Source organism: Streptosporangium sp. NPDC020145 (assembly GCF_040631275.1).
In the GTDB taxonomy this organism is placed as follows: Bacteria; Actinomycetota; Actinomycetes; order Streptosporangiales; family Streptosporangiaceae; genus Streptosporangium.
Window position 1 is genome coordinate 253,173 of the sequence record NZ_JBEXZT010000007.1, and the last position, 18,822, is coordinate 271,994.

The window sequence follows — 18,822 nt, forward strand, 5'->3', positions numbered from 1 at the left end:
TCATATCCGCCGCTCGGCCTGCCGGGTCCCGGACGCCCCGCGGGTGACCTTGCGCAGCAGCCAGGGTGCCAGAACCATACCGGCGATCGCCCAGAGTCCCATCACCGTCGCGGCGGTCCCGAGCTGCCAGGCGCCGCCGAGTTCGGCCGCCGCGGCACCCGGCGGTAGGAACGCGGCCCGCAGGGCGTGTCCCTGCCAGTAGAGCGGGAAGGCCTGGGCGACCCGGCCGACCACCTCGGGCAGCATCCGCAGCGGGAGCATCACCCCGGAGATCAGCATCAGCAGCATGGACGGCAGCCCGAGCACCAGCGCCGCGCTCTTGGGATTGGACAGCATCGCGCCGAGCGCGGCCCCGACGGGCACCACGGAGAGCGCCCCGAGCACGAGCGCCCAGCCGAAGGTCAGCCACGCCTGCGGGGTCGCGGGGGGCCGGACGCCCGCGACGAGCACGCCCGCCAGCAGCATCAGCGTCGCCTGCGTCAGGATCTGGCACAGCACCGAGACGGCGCGTCCCGTCACGTAGACCGGGATGCCGCGCGGCAGCGCCCGCAGCCGGAGCAGCGCGCCCTCCTCCCGGTCGGCCGCGATCAGCATCGGCAGCGTCGTCACCCCGGTGGAGAACACCATGAACGCCGTGAACCCGACCGCCATGAACGTGGCCATGTCGACTCCGCCACCGGCCGGATTGCCACCTATCCACAGCGTGAGCAGCAGGAAGACGCCGACCCCGCCGGCGAGCTGGCCGGTCACCTCCTTCCTGTCCCGCAGGAGGGTGCCCTGCTCGATCAGTCCTCGGCGGATCCCGAGGCCCAGTGTGCCGTTCATGCCGCGCTCCGATCGATCAGGCTCAGGTAGCTCTCCTCCAGCGTCGGCCGCCGGATCTCCAGGTCTGGGACGGGCCCGCCGTACCTCTGGTGGAGTTCCCAGGCCAGCCGTGACGGGTCGTCGGTCAGCTCGCACCCGTCCTGCCAGCGCACCCGTGACGGCGCCCGTACGGCGGCGGCCAGCTCGGCGGGGGTGCCGGAGACGGCGACGCGTCCCTCGACCAGCACCGCGATGCGGTCCGCGAGCCGTTCGGCCTCGGCCAGGTCGTGGGTGGTCAGCAGGATGGTCGTGTCGAGCCCGCGGACCAGGTCGTGGAACTCGCGCCGCGCCTCGGGGTCGAAGCCGGTCGTCGGCTCGTCGAGGAAGAGCAGGTCGGGCCTGCCGACGACGCCGAGCGCCACGTCGAGCCTGCGGCGCTGGCCGCCGGAGAGCCGGCCGACCTTCGCGGTGGCCTTCCCGGACAGGCCGAGGGCGTCGAGCAGCTCCCCGGTGTTCCACGGCGCCGGGTAGTGCGCGGCGACATGGCCGAGCAGTTCGCCCACCCGCCAGCGCGGGTGGTCCCGCCAGTTCTGCAGGACGACGCCGAGCCTGGCCCGCCAGGCGTCGTCACCCCGCGCGGGATCGACACCCAGGACCTCGACCTCGCCCGCCGACGGGAGGCGGAAGCCTTCGAGGATCTCGACGGTGGTCGTCTTCCCCGCGCCGTTCGGCCCGAGCAGTGCGACGGTCTCCCCGCGTCGCACCTCAAGGTCGACCCCGCGCAGCACCTCGTTCCGGCCGTACGACATTCGCAGCCCGCGAACGCTAATCACAGCATCCATGCTTTCGAATGTAGTACACCTACTACATACCAAACAACCACTACTACGAACGGATCTCGGCTGACAGGATGGAGAGATGATCGACGTTCGTACGGCCCACACCTCGGAACTGGGCACCGCCACCCTCGAAACCGCCAGGAGACTGCTCGTCGAGGTCTTCGACGGAGACCTGAGCGACGACGACTGGGAGCACGCCCTGGGCGGGGTGCACGCCCTGGCCTGGCGGGGAGCCGAACTGGTCGGGCACGCCTCGGTGGTCCAGCGGCGGATGCTGCACGGCGGCAGGGCGCTGCGCGCGGGCTACGTCGAGGCCGTCGGGGTCCGCGCGGACCTACGGCGCGGAGGGTACGGCACCGCCCTGATGGACGCGCTGGAACGGGTCGTCCACGGCGCCTACGACCTCGGCGCGCTCAGCGCGTCCGACGAGGCCGTGCCCTTCTACCGGGGACGCGGCTGGCGGCAGTGGCGGGGCGAGACGTTCGCGCTCACCCCGGACGGCCTCGAACGCACCGAGGAGGAGGACGAGGGGGTCCACGTCCTCCCCGTGACGGTTCCGCTCACCCTGTCGGGCACGCTGACCTGCGACTGGCGCGACGGTGACGTCTGGTAGGCGCCGGTCACCGCGAAGTCAGGGGGCGGCGATCCACTCGGTCTCGGTGGTCAGCGCGTCCAGGTCCTCCTGGACGGGGGTGATGCCGATCCCCGGCCCCGAGGGCACGGTCATCTCTCCCCCGGTCAGCACGAACGGCGCCGTGACGTCCCGCCCGTAGTAGCGCGCGGTCGCCGAGATGTCGCCGGGCAGCGTGAAACCGGGCAGCGCGGCGAGCGCCAGGTTGGCGGCCCTGCCGAGACCGGTCTCCAGCATGCCGCCGCACCACACGGGCAGCCCGTTGGCGCGGGCCACGTCGTGGATGCGCCGCGCCTCCAGGTAGCCGCCCACCCGGCCCGGCTTGATGTTGATGATCGAGCAGGCGTCCATCCTGATCGCCGCCGCCGCGTCACGCGCCGAGGTGATGCTCTCGTCCAGGCAGACCGGGGTGTTCGACCTGGCCGCGAACCGGGCGTGGGTGTGCAGGTCGCCGGGGGCGAAGGGCTGCTCGATCATCGCCAGGCCGTAGGCGTCGAGCCTGGTCAGATGGGGGATGTCGGCGGCCTCGTAGGCGGTGTTGGCGTCCACGGTGAGCATCACACCGGAGCCGAAGGTCTCCCTGACCCGCCTGACGGGTTCGAGGTCCCAGCCGGGTTCGATCTTCAGCTTCACCCTGGCGTATCCGGCGGCCAGGTGCCGGTCCACGGTGTCGAGCAGCGCGTCGATGCTCTCGGCGATGCCGACCGAGACGCCGACGGGCAGGCTGTGCCGTACCGCGCCCAGGTAGGAGGCCAGGGAGACGCCCCGGGAGCGCAGCCAGGCGTCGAGCACGGCCGTCTCGACGGCGGACTTGGCCATCTGGTGGGCGCGCACGTGGCCGAACGCGGGGGCGACGGCCGCCGGGTCCAGGTCGAGGGGGAAGAGCACCGGCAGCAGGAACCGGCGGATCACGTCCGCGGCGCCCTCAAGGTACTCGGGGCAGTAGCTCGGCTCGTCCTCGGCCACGCACTCCGCCCAGCCCTCGCCCTCGTCGGTCACCACCCGCACGAGCAGCGCCTCCCGCACCGTCTGGGTGCCCAGGGACGTCCTGAACGGGGTCACCAGCGGCAGCGCGACCTTACGCAGCTCCACACCTGTCAGTTTCACGCCGTGCCTCCTCTGGCCAGTAGATACCACCCGGATCGGGTGAAGCCGGTGATCCGGTAACCGTCGGCGAACGCCGCGCCGAGCACCCCGCCCAGTGCGGCCCGCCAGTGTCTGGCCTCGCCGGGCTCGTCCACGCGCAACCGCTCGATGTCCGGCGGAGTCGCGCAGCGTAGCAGAGGCGCCCCGCCGCCGGGCCGTACGGTCCCCGCCTCGTCGAGGACGGTCACGGCGGCGGTCTCGGACGGCCCTGCCGCCCGTTCGGTGGCCGGGGCGGGGTCCGGGGTGACGGGCCAGGTGACGAACAGCCGGTCGGAGACGTCCCCGTCGTTGATGCCGTCACTCATCGGGCCGTAGAAGTCAGGGAGGTACTCGGCGACCTTCGCGCCGAGTTTGACCAGGTTGAAGTAGGCGTTGCGCCGTACGAGCGGGTCGAAGGTCCAGGAGACGGCGACGAGGCCGCGCTCGGCCGCCCAGGCTCGCTGGTGTTCCTTGAGCGCCAGGCCGACGCCGAGTCCCCGCGCCCGGGAGGCGACCCCGGCGACGTGGGAGTGCAGGCTCCTGTCCGCGGCGAGGAACCCCACGGCGGCGCCGACCAGTTCCTCGTCGAGGAAGGCGCCGCCGATGTAGCCGCCGACGTGCGCCAGCGCGCACATCACGTCCAGGGAGATGGGCGGATCGTCACCCGGCCTGGTCCCCCAGACCTGACGGAGCAGCCGGTCGGCGCGCTGCAGGTCGGCGGTGCCGTGCAGAGAGAGGAGACGTACCCCGGCCCGAGCCGAGGCGAGGAGTTCGACCATGGCAGACAGCATCCTGCCGGAAGGCCTCCGGAGCGTTGGCGCACACGCCGAACTTCACCCGCCCGGATTTGTGGTCCCGCTCAGCGCCACCCGTCCGGCGCTCGCACGACCTCGCGGCGTCGCCCGAACCCGTACGGCCCGGCGGCGCCGCTCGAAGCCCGCCCGGCCCGATGACGCCGCTCACGAGCCGTCCGGTCCCGCGGCTCCGCTCAGCCGGAGCTGGAGCGCCAGGACCAGGCGGGTGTCCGGGTCGTCCAGGTCGATCAGCTCGCCGATCCTGCGCAGCCGGTAGCGCAGGGTGTTGGGGTGCAGGGACAGCGTGTCGGCCGCCCTGGGCACGTCGTAGTGCGCGGTCACCCACACCCGCAGGCTGCGCACGTAGTGGGTGCCGTGCCTGGCGTCGTGCGCGGCGACCACCCCGAGCGGCTCGCCGTGCAGGGAGGACTTGGCCCGGACGGAGGCGTCCATGTCCATCAGGAACAGCGCCGCCGACAACTCCTCGTGGTGCCCGACCTCGGCCCTCGCGTACGGCCCGCACACCGCCCGCAACGCCTCCTCCGCCTGACGGGCGCTGGTCGGCGCCAGCGCGGCCGCCGGGACCACCCTGCCGATCCCCGCCCGCCACTGCCCGCCGAGCCGGTCGCGCATCCTGGCCAGGACGTCGGCGGTGATCCTGCGCAGCAGCGGCGTCACCGAGTCCGTGGCGACGATCGCGTGGGCGCGCCCGTCGACCGCCCCCGTCGCCGCGCGCATCCGGTAGGCCGCGTAGGCGGTGCGCAGCAGGTCGCCGGTGTGGGTGGCCGCGAAGGCGTCGGCCGTACGGCCGTACGGCCCGATGGTGACCACGGTGACCGGTTCGTCGGGCAGCAGGCCGAAGGAGGTGGCCAGCTCCCTGACCGGCCCGATGCCGCGCAGCAGGTTGCCCAGGCACTCGTCACGGCGCCTGCGGGCCTCGTCCGCGGCCAGGGTGATCCTGGCCAGGTGGGGGGCGGCGGCGCGGGCCGCCTCCGCGAGCACCTGCGCGGCGTCGGCCGCCAGCGGCTCCTCCGCCCTGAGCGCCCAGATCGTGCCGAGCGCCTCACCGTGCGCGCGGATGGCGATGGCCAGCCGGGGGTAGTACTCGCGCGGTTCGTAGCTCCACACCGCGTCCTCGGCGCGCAGCACCGCGGCGTACTCCTCGGTGTTGGTCGGGTGCTCGGGCACCCTGCGGCCCAGGATGCCCTCCCTGCGCAGGTCGTCGATCTGCTGCCCCTCGACCGTCGAGTAGGCCAGCACCCGCATCGCCAGGTCCTCGATGGCCACGGCCCCGCCGACCCGTACCGCCACCTGGTTGGCCAGCGCGAACAGGTCGGCCGCCCTGGCGTCGCCCAGCGACTCGACGGGCGCGACCACCGCGAGCAGGGCGTCGATCAGCGTGTAGAGCTGCCCCCAGGACAGGTCGGGAGCGGCGGCGAGCAACGCCGTACCGGCCGCCTCTGCCACCTCGGCCAGCGACTCCGGGTCGCTCGTGCCCGGTTTGACCACCACGACCGCGACGCCCGCCTCACCCGCGCGGGTCAGCATCTCGGCGGACGGGCGCCCGGTGACCAGCAGCACGGCGCCGTCGAGACCGGTCATGGCCTCCTCGGGGTCGTAGATGACCGGTGTGCCGATCAGCGGCTCCCTGCCGCCGGGCAGGGCGAGCGGACGCACCATCTCGGGACCGAGACTGTCCAGCAGCACACCGAGCGTGACCCGGCCGCGCGCCGTCATGACATCCCCCGGCGCAGGACCGTTCCATGCCTGCCCCCGGTGAACTCGCCGTCGGCGACCACCTCCCGCCCGGCGAGGAACACGTGCCGCACCCCGTGGGGACGCACGTCGGGGACCTCGTAGGTGCCGTCGTGGCCGACGGTCGCGGGGTCGAAGACGCAGACGTCGGCGACCGCGCCGGGACCGAGCCAGCCCCGGTCGGTCAGCCCGAACTGGGCGGCGACGGCCGAGCTGACCTTGCGGATCGCCTCGGGCATCGGGACGACCTTCCGCTCCCTGACGTAGGTCCCCAGGAAGGTGGGGAAGGTGCCGAACGTACGCGGGTGGTTGGGGCCGACCGGGGGCCCGCCGTCCGAACCGATGGAGACCAGCGGATCCGCCATGATCGCGGTCACGTCGTCGTCGTGCATGGTGTGGAAGACCCCGGAGGCGTGCGGGTCCCGCCGAAGCAGGTCGCACAGGGCCTCCCACGGGTCCCCGGGCAGGTCGGCAAGGCGTCTGCCCTCGACGGCGGGGTCGGAGTGGGTGAGGATCTGCACGTCGGCCGGGTGCAGCTCACGCCACAGGCCGACCCCGGTGCCGGTCGCCGGGTCCTCGGCCATCGCGCGGAGCGCTGCCCTGGTCAGGGGGTCGGCGAGCCTGGCCAGCAGTGCCTCCTGGCCGCCCTCGCAGGCGACCGGCGGCAGCACGGCGACCAGACCGGTGCAGAAGGCCAGGTACGGATACACGTCCGCGCGCACGTCCAGGCCCGACCTGCGCGCCTCGGCGAGCTTGGCCAGCAGCATGGCCGAAGACCCGTGTACGGCCCGGCCCGACGCCTTGCAGTGCGAGACCTGCAGCCGCACCCCGGCCCGGGTTGCGACGGTGATCGCCTCGTCGAGCGCGTCGGCCAGGCCCTCGCTCTCGCTGCGCATGTGCGTGGCGTAGGGCAGGTTCCACCGCCGGGCGACCAGCGCGAGCGCGACCAGCTCGTCGGTGCCGGCGTAGGCGCCGGGGACGTACTCAAGGCCGCTGGACAGCCCGACGGCGCCCGCCTCGAACGCCTCGGCCGCCAGGACGCGCATCCGGTCGAGCGCCTCGCCCGTCGGCTTCGCCTCCATCCCGCTCGCCGCCAGCCGCAGCGTGTTGTGCCCCACCATGACGGCCAGGTTGTTGCTCGGCCCCGCCGCCCGCGCCGCGTCGAGGTACTCGCCGAACGTGGTGAACGCCTGCTCGGCCAGTACGGCGGGCATGAACCCGGCCGTCTCCGGGTTCGCCGGCCCGCAGGAGAAGCCGCAGTTGCCGACGATCTCGGTGGTGACGCCCTGGTGGAGCTTGAAGGGCTGGGGTTCGGCGAGGAAGGGCACGGTGTCGGAGTGACTGTGCGGATCGACGAAACCGGGGGCGACGACCATCCCCGCGACGTCGATCACCCGCCTGGCGGGCCCGAGGTCACAGCCGACGGCGACGATCCGGCCCTGGGAGATCGCGACGTCGGCGTCCTTCGCGGGGCTGCCGAACCCGTCGTGAACGCTTCCATGGCTGAGCAGCAGGTCGTGCATGATGCAAGGTTTCCTTTCTCACTACTCCGGCCACAAGCGACCAAAGTATGCAGTGTCTTTTGCGCTGCCTTCGGCAGCGCGGGCTTGGGCGCTTCGGGTCGGCGTCTTCCCTCGTCACTCCGTCGCTTCGCTCCTGCGTTCCTCAGTCCAGACACCGACGCGCCCAAGCCGACACCCCTCACGCACGGCGCCGGTAAGGCGAAGATCAAACTCCTCACGCGCGGGGCTGGAACGGGGCCTAGGGGGTTGGGGGGACCGAGGCCAGGAGTTTCTGGGTGTAGGGGTGGGTGGGGGCGTCCAGGATCTGGGGGGTTCGGCCCTCCTCGACCACCTCTCCCTTGAACAGGACCACGGTCCTGTCGGTGATCTGCCTGACCACGGCCAGGTCGTGGGTGATGAACAGCAGGCTGGTGCCCAGGTCGCGGCCCACCGTGCGCAGCAGTTCCAGCACGTGGGCCTGGACCGAGACGTCCAGTGAGGCGACCGGCTCGTCGCAGATCAGCAGGGCGGGCCGTACGGCCAGGGCCCTGGCGATGGCCACGCGTTGCCGTTCGCCGCCGGACAGCGCCCTGGGGCGGCGCTCGGCGTAGGAGGCGGGCAGGCCGACCAGGTCGAGCAGTTCGGGGACGGAGAGCCGTCCCTCACGTGATCCCTGGGCGGCGGCCTCGGCGAGCGTCGAGCCCACGGTCAGGGAGGGGTTGAGCGAGGTCGAGGGATCCTGGAAGACGCACTGCACCAGCCGGTGCGCCCGGTCTCCCCGCCGCCCGCGCCGGGTCAGGTCGAGCCCGGCCAGCTCCACCCGGCCTCCGTCGGGGGTGGCCAGGCCCAGGACGCACCGGGCCAGGGTGGTCTTGCCCGAACCCGACTCGCCGACGACGCCGACGCTCTCGCCCTCCATGACGGTCAGCGAGACGCCGCCGAGGGCGGTGTGCCCGCCGTACTGTTTGCGCAGGTCGTCGATGGTGAGCAGCGGGCCGCCCGCCGGGGCCTCGCGGAGCGTGGCGGGCTGTGACCCGGCACGGGACCCGGCGTGGGGGCGGGGGCGCACCTCGTACAGGCAGGCGGTGTGCCTGCCCGGGGTGATCTCGCGCAGCGGCGGACGGGCGTGCCCGCACCCGGGTTCGGCCTGGGAGCAGCGGTCGGCGAAGGCGCACGTCCCGGTGACGTCCCCCGCGGACGGCACGGCGCCCGGGATGCCCTCAAGCCTGGGCAGCGTCACGCTCACCGAGGGCAGCGCCGCCAGCAGCCCGGACGTGTAGGGGTGGGCGGGCACCTTGGCCACGTCGAAGCCCGGCCCGCTCTCGACGATCCGGCCCGCGTACATGACCGCGACCCGGTCGCACATCTCGAAGGCCACCCGCAGGTCGTGGGTGATCAGCAGCACCCCCATCCCGCGCGCCCGCTGGACCTCGCGCAGCAGCATGAGGATCTCGTGCTGGGTGGTCGCGTCGAGCGCGGTCGTGGGCTCGTCGGCGATGAGCAGCTCGGGGTCACCGGCCAGGGCCGCGGCGAGGGCGATCCGCTGCCGCATCCCCCCGGAGAGCTGGAAGGGGTAGCGTCCCGCGACCGAGGGGTCGTCGATGCCCACCTCGGCCAGCCGCCGCGTCACCTCCTCCCCGCGCTGGGCGCGGTTCCGGCGCGCCGCCCTGGTCCTGGGCAGCGACTCGGCGATGTGGGCGCCGGCTGTGATCAGCGGGTTGAGCATGGCGAAGGGGTCCTGCATGAGCAGCGCGACCCGGCTGCCGCGCACCGACCGCAGCACGCGCTCGCGGGCGCCGAGCAGTTGCAGGCCGGACAGGGTGACCGAGCCGGACGCGGTCATGCCCTTGGGCAGCAGCCCCGCCACGGCCCTGGCGGTCAGCGACTTGCCGCTGCCCGACTCGCCGACCAGCCCGACGGTCTCCCCCGCGGAGACGGTCAGGTCGACGCCGTCCACGACCAGGTGACGGCCGGTGACGGTCAGGCCGGTGACGTCGAGGAGGGTCATCGGGAGCCTCCCTTGGAGAGGGTGTCGAACAGCCGGTCGCCCAGCAGGGTGGCCGAGGTGGCGATCAGGGTGATCAGGACGACCGGGGCGACGGAGGCCCAGGGGTTGAGGTCGAGCAGGTCCCGGTTCTCCTCGACCATCAGCCCCCAGTCGGGGGTGCCCGCGGGCAGGCCGATGCCCAGGAAGGAGAGCCCGGCCAGCGAGACCAGGGCGGCCACGAAGCTCAGCAGGGCGTTGGAGACGACCGTGGGGGCGAGGTTGGGCAGCAGGTGGCGGAACATGACGCGCCGGGGCGGCAGCCCCAGGGTCCTGGCCGCCTCGGCGTAGGCCAGGTCGCGCTGGGCGAGCGTCAGGCTGCGGATCACCCGGATGTCGCCCGGTGTGAACAGTACGGCCATGGCCAGCACGGACCAGCCGTACCCGCCGCCGAGCACGCCGACCAGCACGATCAGCACCAGCATTCCGGGCATCGCGATGGCCAGGTCCACGGTCCGCATCATCAGCGCGTCGATCCAGCCGAGCCGGTACCCGGCGAACAGGCCGAGCGAGGTGCTCAGCGTGGTCGTGCCGAGCGCGACGAGGACGGGCCACAGCAGCGCGGACCCGGCCCCGGTCAGGAGGCGGGACAGCACGTCCCTGCCCAGGTCGTCGGTGCCGAGCCAGTGGGCCGCGTCCGGACCGGCCGCGCCGAGCGCCAGGTCCTGCGTCGCCGGGTCGTAGGGGGCCAGGTGGGAGCCGAACAGCCCGACGAGGATCGCCAGGCCGAGCACCCCGGCCAGCACGCCCCTCACAGCGCCACCGCGCCGTGCCGTACCCGGGGGTCGACCACGAGGTAGGCCAGGTCGATCAGCAGGTTGACCACGACCACGATCGCACCGCTGAACAGGACGAGCGCCTGCACCACGGGGATGTCCTTCTGGCTGACGGCGGCGATGAGCAGGGCGCCGAGCCCGTGCAGGCCGAAGGCCTGTTCGACGAAGAGGGCGCCGGTCAGGTTCGCCGCCAGCAGCAGGCCGCCGACGGTCAGCACGGGCAGGGCCGCGTTGCGCAGCGCGTAACCGATCCAGACACGCGCGCGCGGCAGCCCCCGCGCTCTGGCGAAGGTCAGGAAGTCCTGCCCGGCCAGGTCGAGCGCCGCCGCCCGCATCTGCCGTACCACCATGGCTCCCTGCGCCGCGGCCAGGGCGAGCGCGGGCAGCGTCAGGTGGGTGACGCGTTCGGCGAACGTCTCGCCCGCGCCGAAGACGGGGAACCAGCCGAGGGTGACCGCGAAGCCGTACAGCAGCAGGATGCTCATCGCGAACGGCGGTACGGCCAGCAGGACCAGGGAGCCGAGGGTGATGCCCTGGTCGAGGAGGCCGCCCCGGCCCATCGCGGCCACCAGCCCGACCGGGACGCCGACGGCGAAGGTGATCAGCAGGGCGTAGCCCGCCAGGCCCGCGGTGACCGGCAGCCGGTCGGCGATGACGTCGGCGACCGGCTCCCTGGAGTAGATGGAGACGCCGAAGTCACCGTGTACGGCGTCGCCGAGCCAGCGGGCGTAGCGCAGCGGGAACGGGTCGTCGAGGTGGTACTCGGCCCTGATCGCGGCCCTGGTCTCCGGCGTCGAGGGGCGGGTGCCCAGCAGCACCTGCTCGGGACCGCCGGGTGAGGCGACGAGCAGCCCGTAGGTGATCACCGAGAGCGCGCCGAGCAGGACCAGCGCGGCGGCCAGGCGGCGGGCGACGAGAGTGAGGACGGCCATGTCACTTGCCCGCCGGGCGGATGACGACGAAGAAGTTGGGGTTCCAGACACTCAGTCCCGGCGCGGTGAACCCGTCGCGCAGCGCGATGCCGTTGTCCATGTGGAACAGCGGGACGTACGGCACCTGCTCCCCGATCTCGGTGAGCAGGGCGGTCACCTGGTCCTGGCGCTCCTGACCGGTGGCCTCGCTCAGGGCGTCGAGCCGGGCGTCCAGTTCGGCGGAGCCGTACCCGGAGAAGTTGAAGCCCTGCGGTTTCGCCGCGGCGCGGCCGATCATGTCGGGCAGCACCTCGATCGGCTCCGGGGTGCCGTAGGAGAGGTTGACGTACTGCACACCGAGCCCCTTGTGGTCCATCAGCATGGCGACGTACCTGTCGCCGGGGCTCGGCTCCATGGTCAGCTTGATGCCGATCTTCGCGAGGTCGGCGGCGACGGCCTGCATGACGGTCGCGCCGTCCGACCCCGAGGAGTACGGCACCGCCATCGTGAACCCGTCCGGGTAGGCCGACTTGGCCAGTTCGGCCTTGGCGGCGGCCAGGTCGAACGGGTGGTCGGGGAACTTCGGCGTGTCGTCGCCGTAGAGGGCGGTCATCTGCGGCATCGGCAGCATCGCCCTCGCCGTGGTGCCGTGCCCCCCGGTCATCAGGGTGGTCAGGGCCTGGCGGTCCACGGCGTGCGCGATGGCCCGCCGTACGTGGACGTCCTTGAGCGGGCCGTTGCCGACGGCCAGCGACAGGTAGGCGATGTTGTTGCCGGGGTAGAAGCTCGTGGTGACGCCGGGGAGGTTCGTCCACTTGCGGGCGTCACGGGCGTTGAGACCGTCGGTGGCGTCGACCTCCCCCGACCTGACGGCCATCCTGAGCGTCTCGGCGTCGGAGATGGATTTGATCTCGACCCGGCGCAGCGCGGGCTTCGGCCCCCAGTAGGACTCGTTGCGCTCCAGCACGGTGCCCGAGGTGAGGGAGAACTTCACGACCTTGAAGGGGCCGGTGCCGACCGTGCCGACCTCGGGACTGCCCAGGTCCCTGGGGTGCGCCTCGGCCAGCTTGCGCGGCACGACCTGCCAGGCGATGGCCGCCACCGACAGGAAGGCCGGGTTGGGGCGGGTCAGGGTGACCCTGACCTTGTCGGTTCCGACGGCCTCGGCCTTCTTGACGGTGGTGAAGTAGCTGGCCGCCTGGGAGGCGACGGCCGGGTCCAGGTGACGGCTCAGGGAGTAGGCGGCGTCGTCGGCCGTCAGCGGGGAGCCGTCGGTGAAGGTCACGGCCTTGCGCAGGGTGAACTCGTAGCTGTCCGGCGTCGGCTGGGTCCACGACGTGGCCAGGCCCGGGGCGGGCGCCCCCTTGGCGTCGAGGGTGACCATGGTGTCCAGCACCGCGAGCTGGATGGTGGTCGAGGCGTTGTTGAAGCCGTGCGCGATGTCCAGGCTGTTCGGCGCCGCGGAGGACGCCCAGACCAGGGTGTCGCGGTCGGCGCCGGTCGCGCCCTTCTGCGGGGAGCCCGCGCAGGCCGCGACGGGAAGGAGGAGCAGGGCGACCACGGCGGCCCTGATGGTCGGCGTTTTCATGGTGACCACCTCGGGAGGGGAGCGGGATAGTGGGACGCTAGAAGCCGTCCGGCCCGCGTTCACTGACCCCGCAGCCAAAACCCTCGGTCCCGCCCTCGTGCTGCAGGCCAACATGGGCTCCCGCTCCCCGCCTCGGCCCGCCCTCCGGCGCTCCCGGGCCGCCCCGGAAAAGCCCTCTCCGGGCTCATCCGGGAAGGCCGTCTCCGGGTTCATCCACGGAGGTCGCCGCCGGGCTCGCCCGTGAAGCGCATCCGGCGCAGGCCGCCCCCGCTGATCAGCAGGTCGTCGCCGTCGGGCCGCAACGTGAACGGCCCCGCCCGCCACACCCCCGCCGGGGCGGGTTCGACGGGAAGCCGCAGCTCACGCCCGGCGCGCAGCACGCCGTCCCTGACCGTGACGCGGACGTCCAGTTCCTCGCTGTGGTAGGCCCCGCCGGGCATGGGCTCGGTGCCCGGCGCCTGACACGGCCGGTAGACGATCGGGCGCCGGGCCCCCAGGCCGCTGTCCAGCGCCAGCTCGCCGTCCCGGCGCTCAAGCCAGAGCCCGTCCGCGTCGCCGAGGCCGTACCAGCGGCCGTCCTTGGCGAGGGCGAACTCGGTGACGTCACCGCTCCTGTCGAGCCTGACCCGGCCGTTCTCCGCGGCTTCGAGCGTGAGGAAGGCGTCTCCCACCGGGTCGTGCCAGTGCCCGGCCGGCACCTCGACCGCCGGGTCCACCGTCTCGGCCGGTTCGAAGAGTGCCCCGGGCACCTCGCCCAGCAGCGCCCTGGCCAGGCGTTCGCTCAGCCTGACCGGGTCGACCGCCGTCTGGTTGGACAGTACGGCGACGCCGAAGCCGGCCTCGGGCAGGTACAGCAGGTTCGACAGGTAGCCGGGGACGCCTCCCGCGTGCCCGTAGCCCGCGCTGCCCGCCATCGGGGTGTGGTAGATGCCGCTGGCGTAGCGCAGGGCGGTGCCGTCGGCCAGCACGGTCGGTTCGAGCAGTTGCCGCCGCAGGTCGTCGCCCAGGACCCGCCCGTCGGCCAGGAAGCCGAACCAGGGGGCCAGGTCGGCCACGCTGGTCACCACGCCGCCGTCACCGACCGCGCTCTCCAGGGTGTCGGCCCGCTTCGGCTCGCCGTCCGCGTTGCCGTAGCCGTACGCCAGCCTGGGCAGCGGCAGTGTGGTGTCGTCCCTGAACAGGGTGTCGTCCATGCCGAGCGGGCCGAAGATCCGCTCGCGGGCGAACTCGGCGAGCGAGCTCCCGCTCACCGTGCGGACCACCACGGCGGCCAGGACGTAGCCGGTGTTGGAGTAGCTGAAGTCGGTCCCGGGCGGGAAGGCCGTGTGCCGGATCCCCCGGACCTCGTCGAGCAGCCGTTCCTCGGTCAGCGCGGTGAACGGCGTCCCGGTGAACGCCTGCAGCGTGTACCACTCGGGCAGCCCGCCGGTGTGCTGCAGGCACTGCCGCAGCGTGACGGGTACGGTCAGCGCCAGGTCCGGGATGTGCTTCCTGATGTCGTCGTCGAGGCTGAGCCTGCCGTCCCTGGCCAGCAGCATGACGCACGCGGCGGTGAACTGCTTGCTGACCGAGGCGATGTCGAAGCGGGTGTGGGCGTCGACCGGGACGCCGAACTCGACGCAGGCCATCCCCTGGGCCGTGGTGAGCAGAGCCTTTCCGTCGGCGTAGACGCCGACCGCGAGCCCCGGGGCGTCGGGCCCGACCAGGGCCGCGACCTCGCGTTTTACCAGTTCAAGATCCATGGCTTCACTATGCACGACACGGTGCCGCGAACCTTTTGGCCGTGGACGCAAAGTTGACGACACCGCTTTGGCGCCGGGGACGACGCGGGACCGGCAACCTTTGTCGCGCGGCCCCACGTCCGCGGGAAAAGCCGGAATTAGGTTCGTCGAATGATCAAAGTTCTCGTGAGAGGGCTGGCGGCCTGCGTCACCGTGGCCGTGGTCGCCGCCCCTGCCCATGCCGCTCCCTCCTCCGCTCCCGTGTCGGTGTCCGCGTCGGTGAGCGCCGCCCGGTTCACGGTCCCCGTCCTGCCGAAGCCGACGGGCCCCCACCCGGTCGGCGCCGTCGACCTGCACCTGGTCGACTCCTCCCGCGCCGACCCGTGGGAGCCGGGGCGGCGGCGCGAGCTGATGGTCACGCTCCGCTACCCGGCCCGCGCCAAGACCGGCGTCAGGACTCGGTACGTGACCCCCGCCGAGTCGGCGCTGCTGCTGGCCGGGCTGGGCGTCGAGGGCCCCCCGCCGGACCTGCTGAACAGGATCAGGACGAACGCCAGGACCGGGGCGCGGCCCTTGCGTTCGGGGCTGCCCCTGGTGGTCCTCTCACCGGGGTTCGGCCTGCCGCGCTCCTCGCTCACCACGCTCAGTGAGGAGCTGGCCAGCCGGGGCTACGCGGTCGCCACGGTCGGGCACCCGTACGAGGCGATGGCGACCACCCTGCCCGACGGCACCACCGTCACCTGCGCGGCCTGCGAGATCGAGGACTCCCCCGGCCTCGTCCCGGCGATCCGCTCGGCCGACGTGTCCTTCCTCATCGGCAGGCTGACCGGCGCCCATCCCGCGTGGGGGCCGCCCGGCCTGATCGACGCGTCGAGGATCGGCATGGCGGGCCACTCCATCGGCGGCAACAGCGCGGCCCAGGCCATGGTCGACGACCCCAGGATCGACGCGGGCCTCGTCATGGACGGCTCGTTCATCGTCCCGCTCCCGGAGAGCGGCCTGGCCAGGCCGTTCATGTTGTTCGGCACCGAGGGGTCGTTCCTTCCCGGCGGTCCCGACGAGGAGACGTCCTGGCGGGACAACTGGCCACGGCTGACCGGCTGGAAGCGCTGGGCGACGGTCACCGGCGCCGAGCACGAGTCGTTCACCGACTACCCGGTGCTGATCGAGCAGTTCGGCACGCCTCCGGGCGCGCTCCCCGCCGCCAGGGCGGTGCCGATCACCCGTTCCTACGTACGGGCCTTCTTCGACCTGCACCTGCGTGGGGTCCCCTCCCCCCTGCTCAACCGCCCCTCCCCCAGGAACCCCGAGGTCAGGCTCTGGAAGACCCCCTGACCCCCTCCCCGGTACGGCCCCGCCGTACCGGGGACACAACCGTCGCAACCGTCCCCCGCGTTCGGCCACGCGAAAGGGTGACGACCCGCCAGCGCGGTGAGCACCACGTCAGACCCTTGTTCTCCCTCCGAGACATAGCCGAAAAGTTTAGAATATTCTAAACTTCAGCCAAGCCCGGGGGTGCCGTGAACGACGAGGTGGAAGAGTTTCTCGACACCCTCCACAAGACCGATCGACAGTCGCACAAACTGGTCAATCAGGCCATTCTCATCCTGGAACGCAACGGTCCAGCCGAGGGACGACCACTGGTCGACAGCATCACAGGATCCAAGATCTCTAACATGAAGGAGCTTCGGCCTGGATCCACGGGACGCAGCGAAGTCAGAATTCCGTTCGTCTTCGATCCGTGGCGGGCAGCGACTCTGCTGGTCGCGGGAGACAAGGCGGGTAGCTGGGAACGCTGGTACCGAACGGCGATCCCGCGCGCTGAGCGTTTGTACGAGACCTACCTGGTGGATCGGCAGAAGGAGATGACGCGATGAGCGGCCATCGTCGGTGGCGGGAGAGCGGCCATCTGGAGCGCGCGGTCGAGACCGCAGGCGGGCCCGACCGGTTCGAGGCCGAGGTCCAGCACATGTGCGACGAAGCTCAGGCATGGCGTCTGGCCGACATGCGCAGACGACGCGGACTCACCCAGAACGACGTCGCAGAGAGCATGGGGATCTCGGTGGGCAGAGTGTCCCAGATCGAGAAAGGCGACGTTTCAACGCGCGAGGTTCTGGATCGGTATGTCGCCGCACTCGGCGGAACGCTCAGGTTGATCGCCGACTTCGGAGACGAGCAGCTCAAGGTCGGTTAGCGGGGCCAGTAGTGGGAGGCGGCGAGGATGAGGGCGGCGGCGCCCACCAGGCCCGCGTCCTGGCCGAGGGCGGCGGGCACCACCCTGGCGCGGCGGGCGAAGCCCATCCGGGTGTGCTCGCCGAGCGCGGCCTCAAGCGGGTCGAACAGCAGGCGTCCGGCCTGGGAGAGGCCGCCGCCGACGGTGACGAGGTCGAGGTCGCAGAGGTTGACGGCGGCGGCGACGGCCAGGCCGAGGGCCCGTCCCGCCCGTTCCATCGCGGCCAGCGCCAGCCGGTCGCCCGCCGCGGCGTCCAGGGCGAGCTGCCGCCCGCTCGCCGTCGCCGCCTCCACGTACGGCACGGCCTCCCCCTGACCGGGCGCCTCCCGTACGGCGGCGCCCGGCTGCCAACCGCGTCCCAGCGCCCAGGCGGCCAGGGCCGGACCCCGCGCGACGGCCTCAAGGCAGCCCCTGGCCCCGCACCCGCAGACCGGCCCGCCGGGTTCGACCACGACGTGCCCGACATGCCCGGCGTTGCCGCTGCCGCCGTTGATCAACCGGCCGTCCAGGACGAGCCCGCCGCCCACCCCCGTCGAGACGACCATGCCGAGCATGTTGGCGCTGCCCCGGCCCGCACCCCGCCAGTGTTCCGCGACGGCCAGGCAGACGGCGTCGTTGTGCACGCGCACCGGCACGCCGGGGAAGCGCTCCGCCAGCCGCGCCCTGAGCGGGAAGTCACGCCAGCCGGGCATGTTGATCGGCGAGACCTCGCCCTCCGGCCAGTTCATCGGGCCACCGCAGCCGACCCCGACACCCACGACCTCGGCCGGTTCCGTGAGCAGCGCGTCGATCAGGGAGTCGAGCGTCCTCCACAGCGTCTGGGCGTCGCCACCCGGGGGTGTCGCCGTCCTGCGGGCCCTGAGGACCTCGCCCTCGCCGCCGGCCTCACTGCCGACCAGGGCGACGGCGAACTTCGTCCCGCCGATGTCGACGGCGAGCACCGATCCGGACATCTAGCGATCATACGGTCTGTCGCCGCCGGGGCGTGAGGAGAAGACCAGGACGGAGGCGGTGAAACCGTGCACGTGGTTGTGGCCCCCGACGGGGCCGACCTCGCCCGCGGCGAAGAACCCGGCGACGCCGATCGGGCCGAGGGTCTCCCTGACCGCGACGGCGTCGTGGTCGGCGCTGCCGAACATGGCCGACCCCCTGCCGTTGCAGGAGAACAGCAGCGCGCCGTCCACTCCGCCGAACTCCTCGCGGTGGGCGTCGAGCAGCTCGTAGAGGTCCTCGTCGGCGGTCGCGGCGTCACGCACCTGGAAGCGCACCGTACGGCCGATCTCGACGACGTCCCCGATGGCGACGGCCTCCCGTTCCGGGTCGATGCCGAGCACCCCCCGGATGAGGAAGTCGCCGTGCTCGTGCCGTTCTGCGTACTCGTCCATGGCGACGCCGATCTGCAGTCCTGAGGCGACCAGCTCCCGTTCGTCCTCGTCAAGCGCGCTGACCACCTCCTCAAGCCTGGCCAGGGCGGGCTGGCCCGCGAGTTCGAGCAGAAGGTTGTCCTCTACCCCGGTGACGGCCATCGTCGGGCCGATCGGACGGCAACCCTGGCTGACCACGGTCCTGACATCGACGGCTCCGCCGAGCAGGACGCCGACCGCTCCCTCGGTGTAGACCTCGCCGTCGGCGAACAGCCGTACGGCTCCCCTGCCCCTGAGCGCGTTGGCCAGGCCGCCGATCAGCGGCAGGTCACCGAGGACCTCGTCGGAACGTTCGACGAAGCCGTCGGTCGGAAAGCTGTAGGGGTCGGCGAAGAGGATGGCCGCGTGGTCGTCGGCCTGGGGTTCCGGCAGGCCGACGACCACGAAACGGTCATCGGCCCTGAGGGTGTCCAGGGCGAAGGTCGTCAGCCGGGCTCCGTCGAGGGTCGCGGCCCAGGCGCTCACCGCAGGGGTGACCTCCACACCCCGGCCGTCGCCGATCACGCCCGTCGCGCTGCAGCCGATCACCGCCGCCTCCGGTGTCATCCGCATGACGCGCAGCCCCGCCTGGGCGACCTCGTCGGGGTCGTCGCCGCAGATGAAGAAACAGACCAGGTGAGGCGGCCCGGTCAGGCCGGAGATGGCCTGGCGCACGGCGGTCTCCGCCGCCATGAC

General features: G+C 72.4%; 17 protein-coding genes. 4 read left to right on the forward strand and 13 right to left on the reverse strand.

Features of this window, described 5'->3' with window-relative positions; translation table 11 throughout:
• Both ABZ463_RS16340 and ABZ463_RS16345 read right to left on the reverse strand, forming a co-directional pair.
• Positions 1-825 (reverse strand): ABC transporter permease, encoded by an 825-nt coding sequence (locus ABZ463_RS16340; RefSeq protein ID WP_352013856.1) that lies wholly within the window; start codon positions 823-825, stop codon positions 1-3.
• Positions 822-1,646, reverse strand: a complete 825-nt coding sequence (locus ABZ463_RS16345) for an ABC transporter ATP-binding protein (RefSeq protein ID WP_362776712.1) — start codon at positions 1,644-1,646, stop codon at positions 822-824. Before ABZ463_RS16345 ends, ABZ463_RS16340 begins: the two co-directional genes overlap by 4 nt.
• Positions 1,647-1,722: 76 nt before the next feature.
• Here ABZ463_RS16345 and ABZ463_RS16350 point away from each other — a divergent pair, with 76 nt between their 5' ends.
• Positions 1,723-2,256, forward strand: a complete 534-nt coding sequence (locus ABZ463_RS16350; protein WP_362776714.1) for a GNAT family N-acetyltransferase — start codon at positions 1,723-1,725, stop codon at positions 2,254-2,256.
• Positions 2,257-2,274: 18 nt separating this feature from the next.
• On the opposite strand, the gene menC is transcribed toward ABZ463_RS16350, so the two are convergent.
• From menC to ABZ463_RS16395, 9 genes are all read right to left on the reverse strand, one after another.
• Positions 2,275-3,381, reverse strand: coding sequence for an o-succinylbenzoate synthase (gene menC, locus ABZ463_RS16355; RefSeq protein WP_352013859.1), 1,107 nt, complete (start codon positions 3,379-3,381; stop codon positions 2,275-2,277).
• A complete protein-coding gene (locus ABZ463_RS16360; RefSeq protein ID WP_352013860.1) occupies positions 3,378-4,178 on the reverse strand; it encodes a GNAT family N-acetyltransferase in 801 nt (266 codons plus the stop codon). The genes menC and ABZ463_RS16360 overlap by 4 nt, the downstream gene beginning before the upstream one ends.
• A 180-nt stretch (positions 4,179-4,358) precedes the next feature.
• Complete coding sequence (locus tag ABZ463_RS16365; protein ID WP_362776718.1) at positions 4,359-5,930, reverse strand: helix-turn-helix domain-containing protein; 1,572 nt, start codon at positions 5,928-5,930, stop codon at positions 4,359-4,361.
• Complete coding sequence (locus tag ABZ463_RS16370) at positions 5,927-7,471, reverse strand: D-aminoacylase (RefSeq protein WP_362776720.1); 1,545 nt, start codon at positions 7,469-7,471, stop codon at positions 5,927-5,929. Before ABZ463_RS16370 ends, ABZ463_RS16365 begins: the two co-directional genes overlap by 4 nt.
• Positions 7,472-7,709: 238 nt before the next feature.
• Entirely contained in the window at positions 7,710-9,458 is a 1,749-nt protein-coding gene (locus ABZ463_RS16375; protein ID WP_362776722.1) for an ABC transporter ATP-binding protein, read from the reverse strand.
• Entirely contained in the window at positions 9,455-10,249 is a 795-nt protein-coding gene (locus ABZ463_RS16380; RefSeq protein WP_362776724.1) for an ABC transporter permease, read from the reverse strand. Before ABZ463_RS16380 ends, ABZ463_RS16375 begins: the two co-directional genes overlap by 4 nt.
• Positions 10,246-11,202, reverse strand: a complete 957-nt coding sequence (locus ABZ463_RS16385) for an ABC transporter permease (protein WP_362776726.1) — start codon at positions 11,200-11,202, stop codon at positions 10,246-10,248. Before ABZ463_RS16385 ends, ABZ463_RS16380 begins: the two co-directional genes overlap by 4 nt.
• Before the next feature lies 1 nt (position 11,203).
• Positions 11,204-12,769 (reverse strand): ABC transporter substrate-binding protein, encoded by a 1,566-nt coding sequence (locus tag ABZ463_RS16390; protein ID WP_362776729.1) that lies wholly within the window; start codon positions 12,767-12,769, stop codon positions 11,204-11,206.
• A 209-nt stretch (positions 12,770-12,978) separates the two neighbouring features.
• Positions 12,979-14,511: a serine hydrolase domain-containing protein gene (locus tag ABZ463_RS16395; RefSeq protein WP_362776731.1), complete on the reverse strand. Its 1,533-nt coding sequence runs from the start codon at positions 14,509-14,511 to the stop codon at positions 12,979-12,981.
• Positions 14,512-14,661: 150 nt separating this feature from the next.
• Between ABZ463_RS16395 and ABZ463_RS16400 the strand changes: the two genes are divergently transcribed.
• From ABZ463_RS16400 to ABZ463_RS16410, 3 genes are all read left to right on the forward strand, one after another.
• Positions 14,662-15,825, forward strand: coding sequence for an alpha/beta hydrolase (locus ABZ463_RS16400; RefSeq protein WP_362776734.1), 1,164 nt, complete (start codon positions 14,662-14,664; stop codon positions 15,823-15,825).
• Between the two features lie 185 nt (positions 15,826-16,010).
• A complete protein-coding gene (locus ABZ463_RS16405; protein ID WP_362776735.1) occupies positions 16,011-16,367 on the forward strand; it encodes a type II toxin-antitoxin system RelE/ParE family toxin in 357 nt (118 codons plus the stop codon).
• Positions 16,364-16,684, forward strand: coding sequence for a helix-turn-helix transcriptional regulator (locus ABZ463_RS16410; protein ID WP_362776737.1), 321 nt, complete (start codon positions 16,364-16,366; stop codon positions 16,682-16,684). The genes ABZ463_RS16405 and ABZ463_RS16410 overlap by 4 nt, the downstream gene beginning before the upstream one ends.
• On the opposite strand, the gene ABZ463_RS16415 is transcribed toward ABZ463_RS16410, so the two are convergent.
• Both ABZ463_RS16415 and ABZ463_RS16420 read right to left on the reverse strand, forming a co-directional pair.
• Positions 16,681-17,676 carry an ROK family protein gene (locus tag ABZ463_RS16415; RefSeq protein WP_362776739.1) on the reverse strand — a complete coding sequence of 332 codons (996 nt, stop codon included), beginning with the start codon at positions 17,674-17,676 and terminating at the stop codon, positions 16,681-16,683. The two genes, ABZ463_RS16410 and ABZ463_RS16415, sit on opposite strands and share 4 nt — an antisense overlap.
• On the reverse strand, positions 17,677-18,819 hold the full coding sequence (locus tag ABZ463_RS16420) for an FIST N-terminal domain-containing protein (RefSeq protein WP_352013938.1): 1,143 nt from the start codon (positions 18,817-18,819) through the stop codon (positions 17,677-17,679).
• Positions 18,820-18,822 lie beyond the last annotated feature (3 nt).